Origin of the sequence: Tenacibaculum sp. Mcav3-52, from assembly GCF_022347665.1 — a bacterium.
In the GTDB taxonomy this organism is placed as follows: domain Bacteria; phylum Bacteroidota; class Bacteroidia; order Flavobacteriales; family Flavobacteriaceae; genus Polaribacter; species Polaribacter mesophilus.
This window is the reverse complement of record NZ_JAKRGE010000001.1, coordinates 712,454-730,196: the sequence shown is the minus strand read 5'-3', so window position 1 is coordinate 730,196 and position 17,743 is coordinate 712,454. Positions and strand designations below refer to the sequence as shown.

Here is a 17,743-nt window from a genome sequence, read left to right as displayed (position 1 = left end):
AACAACATTAAATTATTAGAACTCTAAACCAATTTACTCAAGTTCATAATAATTCCTAAATGCATTCCTTCGTGTAAATTATTAAAAGCCATAGCGCTTTCAAAAGAATCTATCACAAAACCTGTACTGGTTTCGTACTCTTGGTATTCTTTAAAAATTCCTTCTTCAAAATCTTCTTGTAAAGTATCTGGTAATCCAATTAACAGTTCTTTTACTTCATCAAATTCTTCTTCAGTAAAATCTTTGGTAGGAAAGGTTCCTTTTCTGTATCCTTCAATTAACTCATCAGGTGCTAAACAATCCAATCCTGATAGTTTATAGTGTAGTAGTTGCTGAGTAACCACTAAGTGCGCCACATTCCAAGCAATATTGTTATTAAATCCTTCTGGAATTATATGTAATTGTTCATGCGATAGACCTTCTATTCTTTTTAAAACTAACGCTCTCGATTTTTTTAAAACTTCAAATTGTTTGTTCATTTTTCTAGTTATTTTAGCTATTTCAAAGATACCTATTTAGCCATGAAAACCTACAATGAGTGTTTGTTATTTAATGGTTAAAAACAAATCTATTGTTAATATAATAAAAGCTTACATGATTATGAAGAAAGTTTATTTTTTACAAACTTGTGATACCTGTCGAAGAATTTTAAAGGAAGTAAATCTTGACGGATTTGAAAAGCAAGAAATAAAAACCAATCCGATTACAGTTGCTCAATTAGAAGAAATGCGCACCATGACCGACAGTTACGAAAGCCTATTTAACAAAAGAGCAAAATTGTACAAAGAAATGGATTTAAAAAATCAGAATGTTAGTGAAGCAGACTATCGTCAGTATATTTTAGATGAATACACTTTTTTAAAGCGCCCTGTTTTTATTGTTGACAACCAAATTTTTATTGGAAACAGTAAGAAGGTAGTAGAAAGCTTAAAAGAACTTGTGGGTTAAAAAACAAGAAAACTCCGACATTTTACAGTCGGAGTTTCTTATAAATTTATATACTTCCCTTCGACTACGCTTAGGGAACATAGAATTCTTTTTTAATTTGAAGCTATGCTTTTATTTTTTGTAGATGCTTCTACCATAGCGGATAACTCATCCATGGTAAGATTAGTTTTAATTCCTAATAATACCATTTCATCACTTTTATCATGAACATTGACGATAATTTCTTTAATACGATCTTTTGTCTCTCTAAAATACACCGTAACTCTTTCGTTGCCATCCTTAACTCTTACTAAAGTTTTCAATTTATTTCTTCGTGCAAACTTTTTAAAATCTTTTTGCACTGAAGCCATGTTGTTATTGAACACCATGATTTTATAGTTTTTAGATCTCTTTAAGAAAACCCCAAACTCATCAGTATCTTCATCAGAGATGAACATGTTGGCAAAAAAACTAGGAATATTTAAAGATACCTCGGCTCTATCTTTATTAGATTGGTAAAATGTTTTAAAGTTTTCTTTTTGTGCAAAAGAACTTAACACAAAAAAGCAGAAAAAGATGGTTGCAATTCGTTTCATAATAATAGTGTTTTAATTGAAGACGAAATGACTAATGTTTTGTTACATAAAAATTATATTAGTGTTTAATAATTTTTATTGAGGTATTTTATTTGCTTTTTTGGTTAAAAGAATATTCCTATAAGTATTCCACCTATTATGTAAGCAATACTACCTACTGAAGAATAAAGATAATATTGCCTAATTTTTCTTTTAAACTTAAATGTTTCAAATCTTTTAATATCTGAATTATGAGAATGAAGAAATATATTAATAACACCAAAAGGAACTAGTACATAAAAAAGCTTCAATTCAAGTTCTAAAGATTCATTAATTCTTTTGTAAGAAACATCAATATTATAAAGCAGACTTTCTGCTTCTTTTATAGTTAAAGAACTTTTATCATAAGCATTGATAAATGTATCTTTACTTATTTTATTATTATATATATACTCTATAAGTTCTTCAATTGAGTATTTTTTTACCTTTTCAATACTTACCATATAGCAATCCTTAATTTAATTTATTAATAACAACCCCAATTATACTCATTATAAATTTGGTTAACTGTTAACACAAAAAAAAGTCTTAACTTATTCAGTTAAGACTTTTTAGTTGGCCCACAAGGACTCGAACCTTGAATATCGGTACCAAAAACCGGTGTGTTACCATTACACCATGGGCCAATGTTTACAGTGCAAATATAAAAACAAAGTTTTATATTTAGAAATCATTAAACACTTTTTATAAAAAAATCCTCACGAAACTCGTAAGGATTTTGTTGGCCTACAAGGACTCGAACCTTGAATATCGGTACCAAAAACCGGTGTGTTACCATTACACCATAGGCCAATTGCTTATTGCGGGTGCAAATATAGAACAAAATTATATTTCAGCAAATTTTTTATGCTTTTTTTCGTTTACTTCTTTTTCAACCTCAAAAATTTCATTTAACAGAACTTTATATAAGTCGCTATTTTAGAGAAACTGTTAAAATTATATTTTTGTTTTCAACGAAAAAATCATTAGTAATTAATACATTCGTACTTTATATCTATATAAAAAACTATGACTGAGTTTAACTATAAAAAGTGGAACATCATTTTAGGATGGGTTTCGTTTGCAGTAGCGTTAATCACTTATACCTTAACTCTTGAACCCACAGTGAGTTCATGGGATTGTGGAGAATATATCGCAACTGCTGTAAATTTAGAAGTTGGACACCCTCCTGGTGCTCCTTTATTTCAAATGTTGGGTGCTTTTTTCGCTATGTTTACTAGTGACCCTAGTCAGTTGGCAAAAATGGTCAACTTTATGTCTGGATTGGCAAGTGCTTTTACTATCCTTTTCATGTTTTGGACAATTACCAATTTAGCTAGAAGAATGGCTATAAAAAATGGAAAGTTAGGTAATAATGAAGCTATTGCTGTATTAGGAAGCGGATTAGTAGGTGCTTTAGCGTATACTTTTTCAGATAGTTTTTGGTTTAGTGCTGTTGAAGGGGAAGTGTATGCTATGTCTTCTTTCTTAATGGCGCTACTATTTTGGTTAGGGTTACGATGGGAAAGTGAATTAAATACTCCTAGAGGAAATAAATGGTTGGTATTGATAAGTTTTGTAGTTGGATTATCTTTTGGAGTTCACATATTATCCTTATTAGTAATTCCATCAATTGTTTTGGTATATTTCTTCAAAACATATAAGGATATCAACATCAAAACAACGGCAATTGCTACGCTAGTTGCAATATTAGTTTTAGCGTTTGTGTTTAAGTTTTTATTCCCTTTCACTTTAAAATTCTTTAGTGTTGCTGAGTTATTCTTTATCAACCAAGTAGGACTACCTTATAATTCAGGAACTATTATAGCTGGAATTGTTTTAATAGCTTTATTCTTTTACGGATTAAAATATACACGTAAAAAGAACTTGGTTACTGCAAACACTTTAGTACTTTCAGTATTATTCATAATGATTGGTTTCTCGTCTTGGTTAATGTTACCAATACGTGCGAATGCTGATACCATTATTAACGAGAACAACCCATCAAGTGCGCGTGAACTACTAGCATACTACAATCGTGAACAATATGGTGATGCAAATGTTTTTTATGATAATTACTATTCTGTAGCTTACGATAGAGAACAAGATGCCGACAATCCTTATAAAGACGATAAACCTAAGTACGAAAAAATAGATGGCAAGTATGTTATTGTAAACAGGTACAAAAATGTACTTCCTAATTACTCAAGCAAACACAAAGGGTTTATTCCTCGTATGGTAAATCCTGCTTCTGAACAACAATACAAAAGTATTGCTGGAATTCCTGCTCGAAGTAAAAGACGTCCAACGTTTTTAGAAAACATAAAATTCATGGTTGATTTTCAATTTGGATATATGTACGGGCGTTATTTTATGTGGAATTTTGTAGGTCGCCAAAACGATATTCAAGGACATTTAGACATTGAAAATGGAAACTGGTTAAGCGGTATTAATTTTATTGATGAAGCTCGCTTAGGCTCTCAACAAAATTTACCAGATGATGTTAAAAACAACAAGGGACGTAACACCTACTTCTTTTTGCCTTTTATTTTAGGGCTTATTGGCTTGTTATATCAACTCAATAGAGATAAGAAGAATTTTTATGTGCTAACACTGTTCTTTTTATTCACAGGATTAGCTATTATATTTTACACCAACCCTAAACCTTTTGAACCTCGTGAACGTGATTATGCGGTAGTTGGTTCCTTTTATGTCTTTGCTATTTGGATTGGTTTTGGAGTACTTGCCCTTTATGATTACTTTAAAAAGTATGCTCCTAAAAAGGTAATTGCTATTGCTGTTTCAGTAGTATCATTACTAGCTGTTCCTACGTTAATGGGCTTCCAAAATTGGGATGATCACGATAGAGCTGACCGTTATTTAGCACAACTAAATGCACAAACCTATCTAGAAAGTTGTGACCCGAATGCGATTATCTTTACTATTGGAGACAACGATACGTTTCCTCTTTGGTATATGCAGCAAGTAGAAGGTGTACGTAGAGATATTAAAATAGTAAATACAAGTCTTTTTCAAACAGATTGGTACATCGATCAAATGAAAAAGAAAACCTACGATGCTGACCCTATTCCATCACAGTTAACACACGATCAGTACAAGTATGGAACCTTGGATATGGCATACTACTACCCACTTCCACAGTTAAAAGATTCTTTACTTAATATAAAAGATTTTATGCGTTGGATAGCTAGTGATAATGATGCCACTTATTTAGACGCAGGAGATGGCGCTAAGGAAAAATTTTATCCAACCAACAGAATTCGTATTCCTGTTAACAAAGAAAATGCTTTAAAAACTGGATTAGTAGCACAAAAAGATGCTGATAAAATGGTAGATTATATTGACATTACTGTTGATGATAGAGGTTTATCTAAAGCAAGACTTTTAATGCTAGACATTTTAAATAATTTCGACTGGAAGCGACCTATTTACTTTACTGGTGGTGCAAATGCTGATGAAGAATACATTTGGCTAAAAGATTACTTACAATTAGATGGAATGGCGTACAAATTAGTACCTATAAAAACATCTAATAAAGGGCGAACAATTTTTGACATGGGACGCATAGATCCTGAAAAAATGTATAACAATGTTAAAAAATGGGATTGGAAAACAATCAATAACGGAGAAATTTACCTAGATGAGCAAAGTAAGCGTAACGCAATTTCATTACGTAATAACTTAATTCGTTTATCTGAAGAATTCTTACAAAAAGGAGATTCTGTAAATGCAAAAGACGTGTTAGATTTATCGTTACACAAAATGCCTATTAAAGATTTTGATCACTACAATTTCTCTTTAGGCTATCCAGAACTGTATTATCGTATTGGTGATATTAATAAAGCTAGAGAAACTGCCGAAACCTTAGCTGATATTTTCCAACAGAAGTTAAAGTATTATAGCACATTTAATACTCAGGACATTGATTTAATCATCGATAATTTAGAAACAACTCTGTACATGTATCAAAACTTAGTTCAGCAAATTACTCGATATGACAAAGATGAAGATTATGGTAAAAAGTTTTTTGAAGATTATATAACACATGCTCGTCTATTTAGTCATTTAATGCCTGAAGAAGAGCCTGAGCTTCCACAAGAACTCGATACTATTAAGCCTTAATTTAATGAGGTTATATTTTATAAAGACACCACGTATACTTAAACGTTTATTCGCTAAATATACGTGGTCTTTTTTTTCTACTCAAAAAGAAATATTTCTAACCTTTGATGATGGACCTATTCCAAAAGTAACAGAATTTGTACTTGACCAACTTCACCTATTCAATGCAAAAGCTACTTTTTTTTGTATTGGTGATAATATTCGAAAATACCCCGCTGTTTTTTCAAGAATTGTTAATGAAGGACATTCGGTAGGAAACCACACTTTTAATCATTTAAACGGCTGGAAAAACAGCAATACAACTTACATTAACAACATAAACAAATGCGAAAACTTATTATCGCATCAAAAAACAAAACTATTTCGCCCTCCTTACGGAAAAATAAAAAGAAAACAAGCCAAACAACTTCTTGCCAATGGTTATAAAATTATTATGTGGGATGTATTGTCAGCAGATTTTGACCCGACTATTACTAAAGAAAAATGTTTACAAAATGTACTCAGAAATGTAGAAAATGGGAGTATTATCGTTTTTCACGATAGTATAAAGGCTAGCGACAAGTTATATTATGTGCTTCCAAAAGTTCTAGAAGAATTTTCGTTACAAGGTTATAAGTTTAAGGCAATTTCTTAAACAAACTGCTGAACTAAGCCTATTAACGTATTAGCGTCTTGCTCTCCAGTTTGGCGCCATTTCATCTCTCCATTTTTATAAATCATAAAAGTTGGATTTCCTTTAACACGTAAGGCATCTGCAAGAATTTCATTCTTGTTAATATCTATTTTAATCACCTTGGCTTTGTCTCCTAATGCAGCAGCTACATCACGAAGTGTATCTAAACTAGGTTCTAGTTCACTCCAATCTGCATAAAAATCGATTAACACAGGTTTGTTAATGCTTATAATTTCACCAAACTTTGTCATCTTTTGCATAAGTTTTATCAGTAAAGTGCCTAAAATTACTAATTTTTTGTTAGGTAATTATTATGATAATCTTAAAAATACTGAAAAATCAAGCTTTTTTTAGCTCAATTACGGTAATTTCAGGCCAAATCCCTACTCTACCAGGAAAGGCATGGTAACCAAACCCTCTATTCACATTAATATACCTATTAAACTCTTTATATAACCCTGCCCATTGTTTATAAACATATTTTGATGGGCTCCATTTTATCCAACCAGGAATTTCAATCCCAAATTGTAAACCATGCGTATGTCCGCTTAAAGTTAAATGATAATTAAAATCGTCTTGTTTTATTTTATATTCCCAATGACTTGGGTCGTGGGACAGTAAAATTTTAAAATCATCTTTACTTACCCCTTCTGATGCTTTTTTAAGATCTCCTGCTTTATTAAAGCCCTTTCCCCAGTTCTCTACTCCAATCAATGCTATTTTTTGTCCGTCTTTTTCAATGTATTTATGCTCATTTAATAATAATTCAAATCCTATTTTTGGATGAATATCTTTTACTGCTTTGAAATTTGCTTTTTTATCTTCTGGTGTTTTCCAATCAGAATAATCTCCATAATCATGATTACCTAATACTGAGTATTTTCCAACAGGTGCCTCTAACTTTGAAAAAACAGAAATCCAATCATCCATTTCGTGTGCAAAATTATTTACAATATCTCCCGTAAATAAAATCATATCAGATTTTTGCTCGTTAATTAAATCTACTCCATATTTAATTTTTTCTTTATTATCAAAACTTCCTGAGTGAATATCGGTAATGTGAGATATGGTAAAACCATCAAAAGCTTCTGGTAAGTCTTTAAAACTTAACTGGTATTTAAGCACTTTGTAATTGTATTTTCCTTTAAAAATACCATACAACATACTTGCAAACGGTAGTGCTGCCAGTCCTAAAGCTAGTTTTGATATGAAAGCTCTTCTACCAACCAAGTCTTTGGTTTCTTCTTTAAACAAAAATGAGATTCCTTTTTGAGACCATCTAACCACATCTTCTCCAAACATTAATAAAAAAATCACCACCTTAGGAACTAAAACAAGTAAAAGCATCCCCATTGCCCATTGAAACTCTCTTGTTTGTCCAGAGCTTCTATCGTAACCAAAAATTACATAAAAAAAGTGTATGTAAGCTAATACCCCAATTAACAACCATCCATAACGAATAATTTTACTTCTTGTAAGTGTTTTTATTGCTTGAAAAGCATATGCTTCAAATACAATAATTATTGCGGATATTATAATAACTGTTACTAACCAACGAGACATCTATTTCATTTTTAAGGAGAAACAAAGATACTGCGATTCTTAAAATTGATTTTTAACATCTTGTTAAAGTTTTGTAGCTTTACCTCCAAAGTTCATAGAAACGATAGTTTTTCTACTTTTTCTGTAAACAAATCGATATCAACATTTTATTTCAATAGGCTTAAGACTTAACATGGCAAATCAAAAACGACTTTTTTTACTCGACGCGTATGCTTTAATTTTTAGAGGATATTATGCCTTTATTAAAAACCCACGTATCAACTCTAAAGGGTTAGACACCTCAGCTATTATGGGGTTTACCAACTCTTTACTAGATGTAATAAAGCGTGAAAAGCCAGATTATTTAGCCGTTTGTTTCGACAAAGGAGGAAGTACTGACCGCGTTGAAGCTTTTGAAGATTATAAAGCAAACCGACAAGAAACACCTGAAGCCATTCGTTTAGCTGTTCCTTACATTGAAAAAATATTAGGAGCCATGAACATACCTGCCATTGTAAAAGAAGGGTACGAAGCCGATGATATTATTGGTACGCTGGCTAAAAAAGCTGAGAAAGAAGGACTACACACTTACATGGTAACGCCTGATAAAGATTTTGCTCAACTGGTTTCTGATAATATTTTTATGTACCGCCCACCTCGTATGGGAAATGGATATGAAAAGTGGGGTGTTGAAGAAGTGAAAACTAAGTTTGGTGTGGAAAACCCGTTACAAGTAATTGACTTTTTAGGAATGATGGGGGATTCTGTTGATAATATCCCTGGATTACCTGGTGTTGGTGAAAAAACAGCCAAGAAATTTCTTGCTGCTTATGGTAGTATGGAAGGTTTGTTTGAAAACATCCATGAGTTAAAAGGAAAAATGAAAGAAAAGGTAGAAGCTAATCAAGAATTAGGCTTGCTTTCTAAAAAACTAGCAACCATTATGCTAGATGTTCCTGTTGAGTTAGAATTGGATAAATTGGTTTTTGAGCAACCCAATGTTGAAGCTACCAAAGAAATTTTTACTGAATTAGAATTTCGTCGTTTAACGGAAAACTTCTTAAAAACATTTGCTCCTTCTGAAGAAACTACTGCTGCATTAGAAATACCTAAAACAACAAAGACTAGTGCTGCAGGTCAATTTGATTTATTTGCAACTCCTGGTAGTGGAAGCGCTACTAAAGACACAAATATTAACGGTTTTAAAACCATTGAAAATACGAATCATTTCTATCAATTAATAGAAACACCTCTTTCAAGAAAATTATTGTTAGAGAAATTAATGCAACAAAATTCTGTGTGTTTTGATACTGAAACAACTGGATTAAAGGCCTTAGAAGTTGAGCTAACTGGAATTGCTTTTTCATGGGAAGCTGGTAAAGGCTATTATGTTTCATTTCCGGAAGATCAAGAAGAAACAAAAGTTATCTTAGAAGAATTTCGTCCATTTTTTGAAGCTGTAAACATTGAAAAGATAGGCCACAATTTAAAATACGATATCAAAGTATTGTCAAATTACAACATGCCTGTAAAAGGGAATTTGTTTGACACCATGATTGCGCATTACCTTATCAATCCTGATATGCGTCATAATATGGATGTACTTGCTGAAACCTACTTAAATTATCAACCAGTTTCTATTACAGAATTGATTGGTAAAAAAGGTAAAAATCAACTTTCAATGCGACAAGTTGAGTTACCAAAACAAACCGAATATGCAGTTGAAGATGCAGACATCACCTATCAATTAAAAGAGCACTTTTCTAAGGAGTTGGAAAGTGGCAATGTTACCAAGTTATTCAACGAAGTAGAAACACCATTAGTTTCTGTATTAACAGCTATGGAAATTGAAGGTATTAATTTAGATACTGACTTCTTAAAAACACTTTCGAAAGCCTTATCTAAAGACATCTCACAACTTGAGCAAAACATATACGAACAAGCCGGTGAAGAATTTAACATTGCATCTCCAAAGCAATTAGGTCCTATCTTATTTGACAAGTTAAAACTAGTTGATAAACCTAAAAAAACTAAAACAGGGCAGTATTCTACAGCAGAAGATGTACTTTCTTATTTAGCGAAAGATCATCAAATAGTTGCTGATATTTTAGAATATCGTCAGTATAAAAAACTACAAAGCACTTATGTTGATGCACTTCCTAATGAAATTAACCCTAAAACTGGAAGAGTACATACCGTATACGCTCAGGCTGTAGCAGCTACAGGACGCTTAAGTTCTAACAATCCGAACTTACAGAACATTCCTATCCGTACAAAACGTGGACAAGAAGTACGTAAAGCTTTTATTCCGAGAAATGAAGACTATGTATTGCTAGCGGCTGATTACAGTCAAATTGAATTACGAATTATCGCTGCTTTAAGTGAGGAAGAAACCATGATTAAAGCCTTTCAACATGGTGAAGACATTCACGCTTCTACTGCTGCAAAAGTATTTAATGTTCCTATTGAGGAAGTAACCCGCGAGCAACGTAGCAATGCTAAAACTGTAAACTTCGGAATTATTTATGGAGTTTCTGCTTTCGGATTGAGTAATCAAACCGATTTATCTCGTAAAGAAGCAAAAGAGTTGATTGACACCTATTATGCAACCTATCCGAAACTACGAAATTATATTTCTAAGCAGGTAGATTTTGCTCGTGAACACGGATATGTGGAAACTGTTTTACATCGTCGCCGTTATTTAAAAGACATCAATTCTCGTAATGCTATTGTTCGTGGTGCTGCAGAAAGGAATGCGGTAAACGCTCCTATTCAGGGTTCTGCTGCCGACATCATTAAACTTGCCATGATTAATATTTACAAGCGATTTGAGCAAGAAAACTTCAAGTCGAAAATGTTACTACAAGTACACGATGAATTGGTTTTTGATGCTCATAAAGATGAATTAGATATTATTAAACCGATTATTAAACAGGAAATGGAAAACGCCTTTAAAATGAGCGTTCCGTTAGATGTTGAAATAGATACAGGAGCAAACTGGTTAGAGGCGCATTAAAGTTTAGTAATTGCCTTTGCTAAAATCTCTTTTACCTGAAGTTTTAAACTTTCAGGTTCAATGATTTTAGCATAATCTGAAAACACAATATACCATCTTGAAAAACTGTGTTCAACATAAGATGTCATGAATGTCATTTCCACTTGGTTTCCTTTTACTTTTTCAGAGACAAAACCGTGTTGCATTTTACTATTGTTAATATATCGCACCACACTTTTATCAACGGAAATAACAACTTTTGTTTTTGGTATATTTTCATACTGACTACGGTATTCATCTAACGTAATGTGTTCTCTAGTAAAACTATGTTGAGTTGATTTTATTGCTAACATTCTATCGGTTCTAAATTGCCTGTAGTCACTTCTTAAATGGCAAAAAGCCAATACATACCAAAATCCTGATTCGTGATAAATACCCACAGGTTCCACAAAACGTTCAGAAGGTGTTTCTCTATTTACCGCCTGATATTTTAAAAATACCTGCCTTTTTTCAGCAATACTTTCAAACAAGGTTTCAAGTGCATTTGGTAAACTATCGTTGAACAATTTATTTGTAGGGTCCACTAATATTTGTGATTCTAAGGCAGAAATCCAATCTTTTTCACGACCACGCAACACTGATTTTAACTTCATCATAGCAGACTCATAATAATTTCCTAATGATTTATCTACAAACTTCTGCATTAGTTTTTCGGCAGCCACAAAACTTCCTACTTCTTCTCTAGTAAACATAACAGGAGGCAAACGGTACCCTTCCATAATAGAATAACCAACACCAGCCTCACTTATTATGGGCACACCTGATGCTTCAAGGGTTCGTATATCACGATAAATAGTACGTAGGCTCACCTCAAATCTATCAGCCAATTCTTGTGCTTTTACTATACGTTTAGATTGTAACTGAATAAGTACTGCCACAATTCTATCAAAACGTTTTACCGTGTCTAAACTCATAATGCTATAACATATTTCCCAAAGATAGGATTTCAGGCTGAAGTATTTTTTAAATTTTAGCTTCAACATAATAACTATACTTTATACAAAGTAACATACAGTAAGTGACAACCGCTTGTCAATAGTCTTTTTAAGATTTATTTTTTTTCTACTGACATAAAGCTGTCACCACCCCATATTAATTTTGATTTCAAATAATAAAAATTACAATTATGGAATCAAAAACAAGCACATTATTAGAACAAGTAATTACACCTTCTGAGTTATTAGCACATTGGCAAGGGCATCGAGGTTTAACCCGAAGAACTATTGAAGCTTTTCCTGAGGAAGCCTTTTTTAATTACTCTATAGGAGGTATGCGTACTTTTGCTGATATGGTTATGGAACTTTTAGGTATAGCTGGACCTGGTATTAAAGAAATTGCTACTGGAGAAATTCAAGAATTAATTGAAAGGGTTGACCACGGTAACAAAAAAGCAAAAATTATTGAACTCTGGGACAAGGCTACTGACGAAATAAACACTTATTGGGCTAAGATAAAACCAGAGCAGTTTCAACAAAACATTAAAATCTTTGGTCAATATGAAGGTACTGTTTGGTCATCAATATTCTATTTTATTGACAATGAAATCCATCATCGCGGACAAGCCTATGTGTATTTGCGCGCTTTAGATATTGAACCTCCATATTTTTATGAACGTTAATCAAACTAAAATGAAAACAGTTTTGGTATTTAAGACATCCATTACAAAAAACAATGAAATTAAAATTGTTCAACCTACTTTAAATCGTTTGATTACCAAAAATGACCGCTGGAATTTTGACTTAGAAGATTGCGATAATATTCTTCGGGTAGAGACTCAAATGATTAAAGCTGATGCCATTTTAAAAGCAATACAACATCATGGTTTTTATTGTGAAGAATTGTTGTAAAAACAGTAATATTTTCTAGAAACAGTAAATATAATGTAAATAAGAAACCGAATGAAGAAACTAATTGCTTCTCTATTCGGTTTCTTTACTCTTTCAAGATGATATTATCTATTTTATTACAAATGTTTCGTTTTGTATCCAATTAGCCCTTAGTTTAAATACAGTTTCTAAATAGATAATTTGCTCTGGCTCTTTTCTTAATAAGAAATTTCCAGTATCCCACATACGATTATTATTTTCATCAACTATAGCTCTAACACTATATTCCTTAGGTTCTAGTAAGATAAATTCTATCTTTTTAGAAGAAGTAAGATACCTTTTTTCTACAACCTTATCTTGACTTAATAATTCAATAATAACAGGATATTCTGTTTCGTTTTTAACATCCAAAACAATACTTCCATAATCTTCCACAGTACGCGTTGTGAATTTATAATCTAACGTATCGTTTGTAGTTTCAAAAACATCAGTTATTCCTTTAGGTAAGCCTTTAAAAATGTATCCATATTTAGGTTTCTTTTCAAACAATACAGCTAGTTTATTAATCGACTGCTTTTTCAACTCAAAAGGGACATCAACAGTATCTTTATCTATCAATGAAAACTTCGATTTATCAAAAGAAACAATTGGATTATTTGTTTTAATAAACATAGTATCTTTCAGGTTAAGAACTCCACTTACACTAGATGACACAGATAAAGAGTCAATTTTCTTTTTTCTTAAAAACACTGTAACAGTATCTTTAAAATTCTGATTATTTACTATAAAATTCAATGAATCTCTCTCTACAGGTGTATACCAATAATTGAGTGTATCTTTATCTTCCTCAAACTGAGTAAACGACTTGTAATCTTGCGGAACTTCCGATAACAGTTCAATACTCATATCTTCCTGCTTCCCTTCAAAACCAAACTGAATTTTTCCTTTTGTTACTTCTTTTCCTCTTTTAAACTCATATGGCTGAATTTCTTTAAAAAAACGAATAGGTTTATTTAGCAAAGTATCTTTTGGTAACGTAATTGTATCTACTACAAAACCAATTTTATCTGTTCTACTATTAAAAATATAATCACTTGAAGGCTCTTTTAATGCTAGCATTAAATATTTTCCTTCACGTAAATTACTAAACTCAAAATTTGTAGAATCTAGCGTGCTTGTTACATAATTTGGCTTTTTCTTAAAAACAATAGAATCGTTGTAGGTACTATCAATCTTATATAACAAAACACTAACTTCTTTCACCTCTTTTTTATCAAAAGCATCAGCTACTGCACCTTTAATTTTTAAAGAATCAATATAGTCTCCTGTTGAAAACACATACTTAAAGCTCTCTAACTTGTTGTTTTCGTTGTTATCTTGAACTGCATTTCCAAAGTTAAAAGTATAGGTGGTATTTTTCTGTAACGTGTCTAATATTTTAATATTAATATACTTACTTGGTGTTCCTTGTGGTGTAATTAACGGTGGATTTTTCATTGGCGGAGAAACTACCAACTGTTTTTGTAGGTCTTTTAAAACAATATACTCATCAAAATAAATACGAATGTTATCATCTTTAAAATGAATAGTTTCATAAGGAGGATTTGCAGTAACCATTATTGGTGCGGTTTCATCCTTTGGACCTCCTTCTGGTCGTCCTTTACGTGCACAACTACTTATTAAAAAAGCGAAAAGAGTTACTAAAATAAAGTGTTTATTTTTCACAAATTATTGGTTTAAAATCCATTTTCAAAAGTAGTAAATTAAGATGGAATGATATTAGTCTTTTTGTGTATACGCCATTGTAGCAACACTTATCTTTATGTTTTGCGTTTTTAAAAGTTCGTTTGCACAAGCTTCTAATGTTGCTCCTGTTGTAATAACATCATCAATAAGTAAAATATGTTTATTTTCAAAAAGTGTTGTATCAACAAGTTTAAACTTTGTTTTGTTATTAGAAAACCGTTCAAATCGTTGTTTTAATGTTTGCGTTTTAGTTTTGGAAGTTCTTATAAGAATATCTGGCTTATACTCTACATTCAAAATATCACTTAATCGTTTTCCAAACATGGTTACTTGATTATATCCTCTACTTTTAAGCTTTTTTAAATGTAATGGTACTGGAATAATATAGTCTATATCTATAAAAGTATTTAATGTTTTTAATCGTTCTCCAAACCAGTCAGCAATAAATATTCCAATTTCTGGCTGATTTTTATACTTTAATTGATGGATCAATTTTTGGGTAACTCCTTTCTTCCTGTAAAAAAGAAAAGAATGTACTGCTTGTATTGGTACTTTCCCATAAAAATTTGACATTAATGTAACATTTATATGCTTATTATCGTCTATAATTGGCAAGTCGTTTTTACAAATAACACAGAGAAGTGTTTCATTTTGTAATAACGTTTTTTCACAATTTACACATAATTTGGGGTAGAATAAGTAGAATATCTCTTTTAAAAATTGCATCTTTACAAGCCTTTTTTAACATAGGAAGATACAAAAAACAACAATAAATTATATTTTGAGTAAAAAGTTTAATTTTTTTAAAGAAGCTGTAAAAAATTACAAAACATCAGGCACAGTTGTTCCAAGCTCTAGATACCTAGCTAACAAGATGCTAAAAGAAATTGATTTTAAATCTGCTGAAGTTATTGTAGAGTTAGGACCTGGAAACGGAGCCATAACACAATATTTACTAAAAAAACTTCAACCCAACACCATATTAATATGTTTTGAAATAAATGATGCTTTCTATAGAGAATTAAAAAAAATACAACATCCACAATTAGTTGTTTTAAAGGCTTCTGCAGAAAACATAAAACTTGAAATACAAAAGCTTGGTTTTTCAAAAGCCAACTACATTGTTTCTAGCTTGCCCCTTACCATAATCCCAAAAGAAATATCGCACGCTATCTTAACAAAAAGCTATAACTTTTTAGCTCCATCAGGACTATTTATTCAATATCAGTATAGCTTAACTTACTACAAAAAACTAAAAGAAGTTTTTGGAGACAACATAAATTTGAGCTTTGAACCATTAAACTTTCCACCTGCTTTTATTTATAAATGTGTTAAAAAATAAATAGTATATTAGCACAGAGCGTCCCCTTTTTTTATACCCTTTAAAATGATGATAGTCTCAAAAATAAAAAATAATAGTTTTGTTGCCTTCTTAATTTTACTAATACTTGTTATTGGTTTTTTGTCTTATCAAAATGCTAGAGACTATTCTGAACTCAAGGCAATTTTTGAACTTGAAAAAAAAGAACTAGAGGGCGAATTAACAAACATTATTGAGGATTATGAAGAAGCTAGCTATAAAAAAAATGAATATTCATTAAAGCTAAAAGGTGGGCTTAACAAAGTAATTCAACTAAGAGATTCTATTAAAAACCTAAAACAAGTAGACTATAAATTTATTGGGTATTTTAGGAAGAGAACAAAAGTACTTATTGAAGAAAACAAAAAGCTTTTTACTGAAGTAAGTCACTTAAACACTATAAATAACAAACTAATTATAAAGAACGATAGTGTTAAAGAAGCATTATTAATAAAAGAAAAACAAAACACTAAACTTACCAACATAAATCGTTTTTTAAGTAATGAAAAGTTAGCTTTAAAGAAAAAAATAGCCACTGCTGAACTTATTGAAGTTTCTTCTATAAAAGCAGAGGCAATGAGAAAAAAAAGAAACGGAAAGTTTACATCTACTTCAAAATCGACAAAAGTAAGTGCTTTTAAAATAGAGTTTGAGTTAATGCAAAATAAAGTAACACCACCTGGTTTAAAAGAAGTTTACATTCAAATAACAGATATGAATAAAAATGTGATTGCCCCATATAAAGAAGTAAATTTACAAAACAATAAAAAAATATGGTGTAGTGATATTTTAATAGCTGAATACAATAACGAACAACTATCTATGATTTCTTTTATCAATATAAAAAATAAAATTAATGCAGGAATATACCATATAAATACATTTGTGAACGGTATTTATACTGGTAATAAATCTCTAGCATTAAAGTAAAACACCCCTTAATAAATAACTTAATATAATCAATTTCCCCTTAACTTATGAATCAACAAAAAACCAAAAATGTTTTAATTTTAGTATTAATTATCTTATTACTTTTCCTATTTTTTTATTCTCATCAAAAATCAAATGAAAATGAAAACCTTCAAAATATTTTTTTAGAAGAAAAAGCTGAGTTACAACAAGATCTAGACGAAATGATTAAAGATTACACAGATGTTGTTGTTGGTAAAAAACGTTTAGCTGACAGGTTAGAAGTAGAGCTAATTAAAATGAAGAACTTAAGAGACTCAATAAAACTCTTAAAATCTGATAACTTTGGACTTATAAGAAAGTACAGAAGTAGAATTGCTAGCTTAGAACGTGAGAATAAGAAACTTTTCATTCAGATAGATTCTTTAAACAGTGCTAACGATGCTTTAACACAAGAAAATGTTATTGCTAATGAAATTTTACAACAAAAAGATAGTGTAAATGAAACTCTAACAGAAAAAAACAAAGAATTAGAGGCAAAAGTAGCTATTGGTGGAATTATTAAAACTAGTCCAGTAAAAGCTATTGCAATGAAAGAACGAAGTAGTGGAAAGCTAACATCTACAAGTAGATCTAGCAGAACTGATGCTTTTAGAATTAATTTCGATTTGTTAGAAAACCCAATTACTAGTGCTGGTGAAAAACGCGTATACATTCAAATTATTGATGAAAACAAAAATGTAATCGCTCCTAAAGGTAAAACTGACTTAAAAAACGGACAAAAAGTTCAATACACAGACTCTTTAGAAGTTAACTACAACAATAACCGTTTAAGTCTTGTATCTTTAATATTAGTAAACAGAGACGATATTAAAAAAGGAAAGTATATAATTAGTGCTTTTGTTGATGGTGTTTATTCTGGAAATACAACAATAAAGCTAAGATAAA

General features: G+C 31.0%; 17 protein-coding genes and 2 tRNA genes. 9 read left to right on the top strand and 10 right to left on the bottom strand.

Annotated features, from left to right (window positions below):
- Positions 1–23: 23 nt before the first annotated feature.
- On the bottom strand, positions 24–479 hold the full coding sequence (locus MHM83_RS03420; RefSeq protein WP_239178398.1) for a DinB family protein: 456 nt from the start codon (positions 477–479) through the stop codon (positions 24–26).
- A 121-nt stretch (positions 480–600) separates the two neighbouring features.
- On the opposite strand from MHM83_RS03420, the gene MHM83_RS03415 reads away from it, so the two are divergent.
- Positions 601–948 carry an arsenate reductase family protein gene (locus tag MHM83_RS03415; RefSeq protein WP_239178396.1) on the top strand — a complete coding sequence of 116 codons (348 nt, stop codon included), beginning with the start codon at positions 601–603 and terminating at the stop codon, positions 946–948.
- A 92-nt stretch (positions 949–1,040) separates the two neighbouring features.
- Here MHM83_RS03415 and MHM83_RS03410 read toward each other — a convergent pair whose 3' ends face one another.
- From MHM83_RS03410 to MHM83_RS03395, 4 genes are all read right to left on the bottom strand, one after another.
- The gene (locus MHM83_RS03410; protein WP_239178394.1) at positions 1,041–1,523 is read right to left on the bottom strand and encodes a DUF4252 domain-containing protein; all 483 of its coding nucleotides are present in this window, start codon (positions 1,521–1,523) and stop codon (positions 1,041–1,043) included.
- Between the two features lie 104 nt (positions 1,524–1,627).
- Positions 1,628–2,005, bottom strand: coding sequence for a hypothetical protein (locus tag MHM83_RS03405; protein ID WP_239178392.1), 378 nt, complete (start codon positions 2,003–2,005; stop codon positions 1,628–1,630).
- Positions 2,006–2,117: 112 nt separating this feature from the next.
- Positions 2,118–2,188 (bottom strand) — tRNA-Gln (locus MHM83_RS03400).
- A 95-nt stretch (positions 2,189–2,283) separates the two neighbouring features.
- Positions 2,284–2,354: transfer RNA gene (locus MHM83_RS03395), tRNA-Gln, on the bottom strand.
- A gap of 216 nt (positions 2,355–2,570) precedes the next feature.
- Here MHM83_RS03395 and MHM83_RS03390 point away from each other — a divergent pair.
- The gene (locus MHM83_RS03390; RefSeq protein ID WP_239178390.1) at positions 2,571–5,684 is read left to right on the top strand and encodes a glycosyltransferase family 117 protein; all 3,114 of its coding nucleotides are present in this window, start codon (positions 2,571–2,573) and stop codon (positions 5,682–5,684) included.
- A 4-nt stretch (positions 5,685–5,688) separates the two neighbouring features.
- The gene (locus MHM83_RS03385) at positions 5,689–6,318 is read left to right on the top strand and encodes a polysaccharide deacetylase family protein (protein WP_239178388.1); all 630 of its coding nucleotides are present in this window, start codon (positions 5,689–5,691) and stop codon (positions 6,316–6,318) included.
- Here the strand turns inward: MHM83_RS03385 and MHM83_RS03380 are convergent.
- Together MHM83_RS03380 and MHM83_RS03375 are read right to left on the bottom strand one after the other, a co-directional pair.
- Positions 6,315–6,608 (bottom strand): thioredoxin family protein, encoded by a 294-nt coding sequence (locus MHM83_RS03380; protein WP_047788184.1) that lies wholly within the window; start codon positions 6,606–6,608, stop codon positions 6,315–6,317. The two genes, MHM83_RS03385 and MHM83_RS03380, sit on opposite strands and share 4 nt — an antisense overlap.
- 88 nt (positions 6,609–6,696) lie before the next feature.
- Positions 6,697–7,920 carry a metallophosphoesterase gene (locus tag MHM83_RS03375; protein ID WP_073182443.1) on the bottom strand — a complete coding sequence of 408 codons (1,224 nt, stop codon included), beginning with the start codon at positions 7,918–7,920 and terminating at the stop codon, positions 6,697–6,699.
- 172 nt (positions 7,921–8,092) lie between these two features.
- On the opposite strand from MHM83_RS03375, the gene polA reads away from it, so the two are divergent.
- Complete coding sequence (polA, locus tag MHM83_RS03370; RefSeq protein WP_239178386.1) at positions 8,093–10,915, top strand: DNA polymerase I; 2,823 nt, start codon at positions 8,093–8,095, stop codon at positions 10,913–10,915.
- On the opposite strand, the gene MHM83_RS03365 is transcribed toward polA, so the two are convergent.
- Positions 10,912–11,868: a helix-turn-helix transcriptional regulator gene (locus MHM83_RS03365; protein ID WP_167712531.1), complete on the bottom strand. Its 957-nt coding sequence runs from the start codon at positions 11,866–11,868 to the stop codon at positions 10,912–10,914. The genes polA and MHM83_RS03365 overlap by 4 nt on opposite strands.
- Before the next feature lie 212 nt (positions 11,869–12,080).
- On the opposite strand from MHM83_RS03365, the gene MHM83_RS03360 reads away from it, so the two are divergent.
- Together MHM83_RS03360 and MHM83_RS03355 are read left to right on the top strand one after the other, a co-directional pair.
- Complete coding sequence (locus MHM83_RS03360; protein ID WP_167712532.1) at positions 12,081–12,572, top strand: DinB family protein; 492 nt, start codon at positions 12,081–12,083, stop codon at positions 12,570–12,572.
- Positions 12,573–12,582: 10 nt separating this feature from the next.
- Positions 12,583–12,801, top strand: a complete 219-nt coding sequence (locus MHM83_RS03355) for a hypothetical protein (protein ID WP_159488855.1) — start codon at positions 12,583–12,585, stop codon at positions 12,799–12,801.
- A gap of 108 nt (positions 12,802–12,909) precedes the next feature.
- Here MHM83_RS03355 and MHM83_RS03350 read toward each other — a convergent pair whose 3' ends face one another.
- Together MHM83_RS03350 and MHM83_RS03345 are read right to left on the bottom strand one after the other, a co-directional pair.
- A complete protein-coding gene (locus MHM83_RS03350) occupies positions 12,910–14,505 on the bottom strand; it encodes an Ig-like domain-containing protein (RefSeq protein ID WP_239178384.1) in 1,596 nt (531 codons plus the stop codon).
- Between the two features lie 54 nt (positions 14,506–14,559).
- Entirely contained in the window at positions 14,560–15,099 is a 540-nt protein-coding gene (locus MHM83_RS03345; protein ID WP_231128364.1) for a ComF family protein, read from the bottom strand.
- 208 nt (positions 15,100–15,307) lie between these two features.
- On the opposite strand from MHM83_RS03345, the gene MHM83_RS03340 reads away from it, so the two are divergent.
- From MHM83_RS03340 to MHM83_RS03330, 3 genes are read left to right on the top strand one after another with little or no spacing between them, the layout of a single operon-like run.
- Positions 15,308–15,868 carry a class I SAM-dependent methyltransferase gene (locus MHM83_RS03340; RefSeq protein ID WP_047788176.1) on the top strand — a complete coding sequence of 187 codons (561 nt, stop codon included), beginning with the start codon at positions 15,308–15,310 and terminating at the stop codon, positions 15,866–15,868.
- A gap of 45 nt (positions 15,869–15,913) precedes the next feature.
- Positions 15,914–16,816 carry a hypothetical protein gene (locus MHM83_RS03335; protein ID WP_073182438.1) on the top strand — a complete coding sequence of 301 codons (903 nt, stop codon included), beginning with the start codon at positions 15,914–15,916 and terminating at the stop codon, positions 16,814–16,816.
- 47 nt (positions 16,817–16,863) lie between these two features.
- Positions 16,864–17,742, top strand: a complete 879-nt coding sequence (locus tag MHM83_RS03330; RefSeq protein WP_073182437.1) for a hypothetical protein — start codon at positions 16,864–16,866, stop codon at positions 17,740–17,742.
- The last annotated feature ends 1 nt before the right edge of the window (position 17,743 follow it).

What these genes read in the sequence shown, in the direction of transcription:
- MHM83_RS03330 (WP_073182437.1), top strand. Translation starts at nt 16,864, where the DNA reads ATGAATCAACAAAAAACCAAAAATGTTTTAATTTTAGTATTAATTATC.
- MHM83_RS03385 (WP_239178388.1), top strand. Translation starts at nt 5,689, where the DNA reads ATGAGGTTATATTTTATAAAGACACCACGTATACTTAAACGTTTATTC.
- polA (WP_239178386.1), top strand. Translation starts at nt 8,093, where the DNA reads ATGGCAAATCAAAAACGACTTTTTTTACTCGACGCGTATGCTTTAATT.
- MHM83_RS03405 (WP_239178392.1), bottom strand. Translation starts at nt 2,005, where the DNA reads ATGGTAAGTATTGAAAAGGTAAAAAAATACTCAATTGAAGAACTTATA.
- MHM83_RS03375 (WP_073182443.1), bottom strand. Translation starts at nt 7,920, where the DNA reads ATGTCTCGTTGGTTAGTAACAGTTATTATAATATCCGCAATAATTATT.
- MHM83_RS03390 (WP_239178390.1), top strand. Translation starts at nt 2,571, where the DNA reads ATGACTGAGTTTAACTATAAAAAGTGGAACATCATTTTAGGATGGGTT.
- MHM83_RS03335 (WP_073182438.1), top strand. Translation starts at nt 15,914, where the DNA reads ATGATGATAGTCTCAAAAATAAAAAATAATAGTTTTGTTGCCTTCTTA.
- MHM83_RS03415 (WP_239178396.1), top strand. Translation starts at nt 601, where the DNA reads ATGAAGAAAGTTTATTTTTTACAAACTTGTGATACCTGTCGAAGAATT.
- MHM83_RS03420 (WP_239178398.1), bottom strand. Translation starts at nt 479, where the DNA reads ATGAACAAACAATTTGAAGTTTTAAAAAAATCGAGAGCGTTAGTTTTA.
- MHM83_RS03365 (WP_167712531.1), bottom strand. Translation starts at nt 11,868, where the DNA reads ATGAGTTTAGACACGGTAAAACGTTTTGATAGAATTGTGGCAGTACTT.
- MHM83_RS03380 (WP_047788184.1), bottom strand. Translation starts at nt 6,608, where the DNA reads ATGACAAAGTTTGGTGAAATTATAAGCATTAACAAACCTGTGTTAATC.
- MHM83_RS03355 (WP_159488855.1), top strand. Translation starts at nt 12,583, where the DNA reads ATGAAAACAGTTTTGGTATTTAAGACATCCATTACAAAAAACAATGAA.
- MHM83_RS03410 (WP_239178394.1), bottom strand. Translation starts at nt 1,523, where the DNA reads ATGAAACGAATTGCAACCATCTTTTTCTGCTTTTTTGTGTTAAGTTCT.
- MHM83_RS03360 (WP_167712532.1), top strand. Translation starts at nt 12,081, where the DNA reads ATGGAATCAAAAACAAGCACATTATTAGAACAAGTAATTACACCTTCT.
- MHM83_RS03345 (WP_231128364.1), bottom strand. Translation starts at nt 15,099, where the DNA reads ATGTCAAATTTTTATGGGAAAGTACCAATACAAGCAGTACATTCTTTT.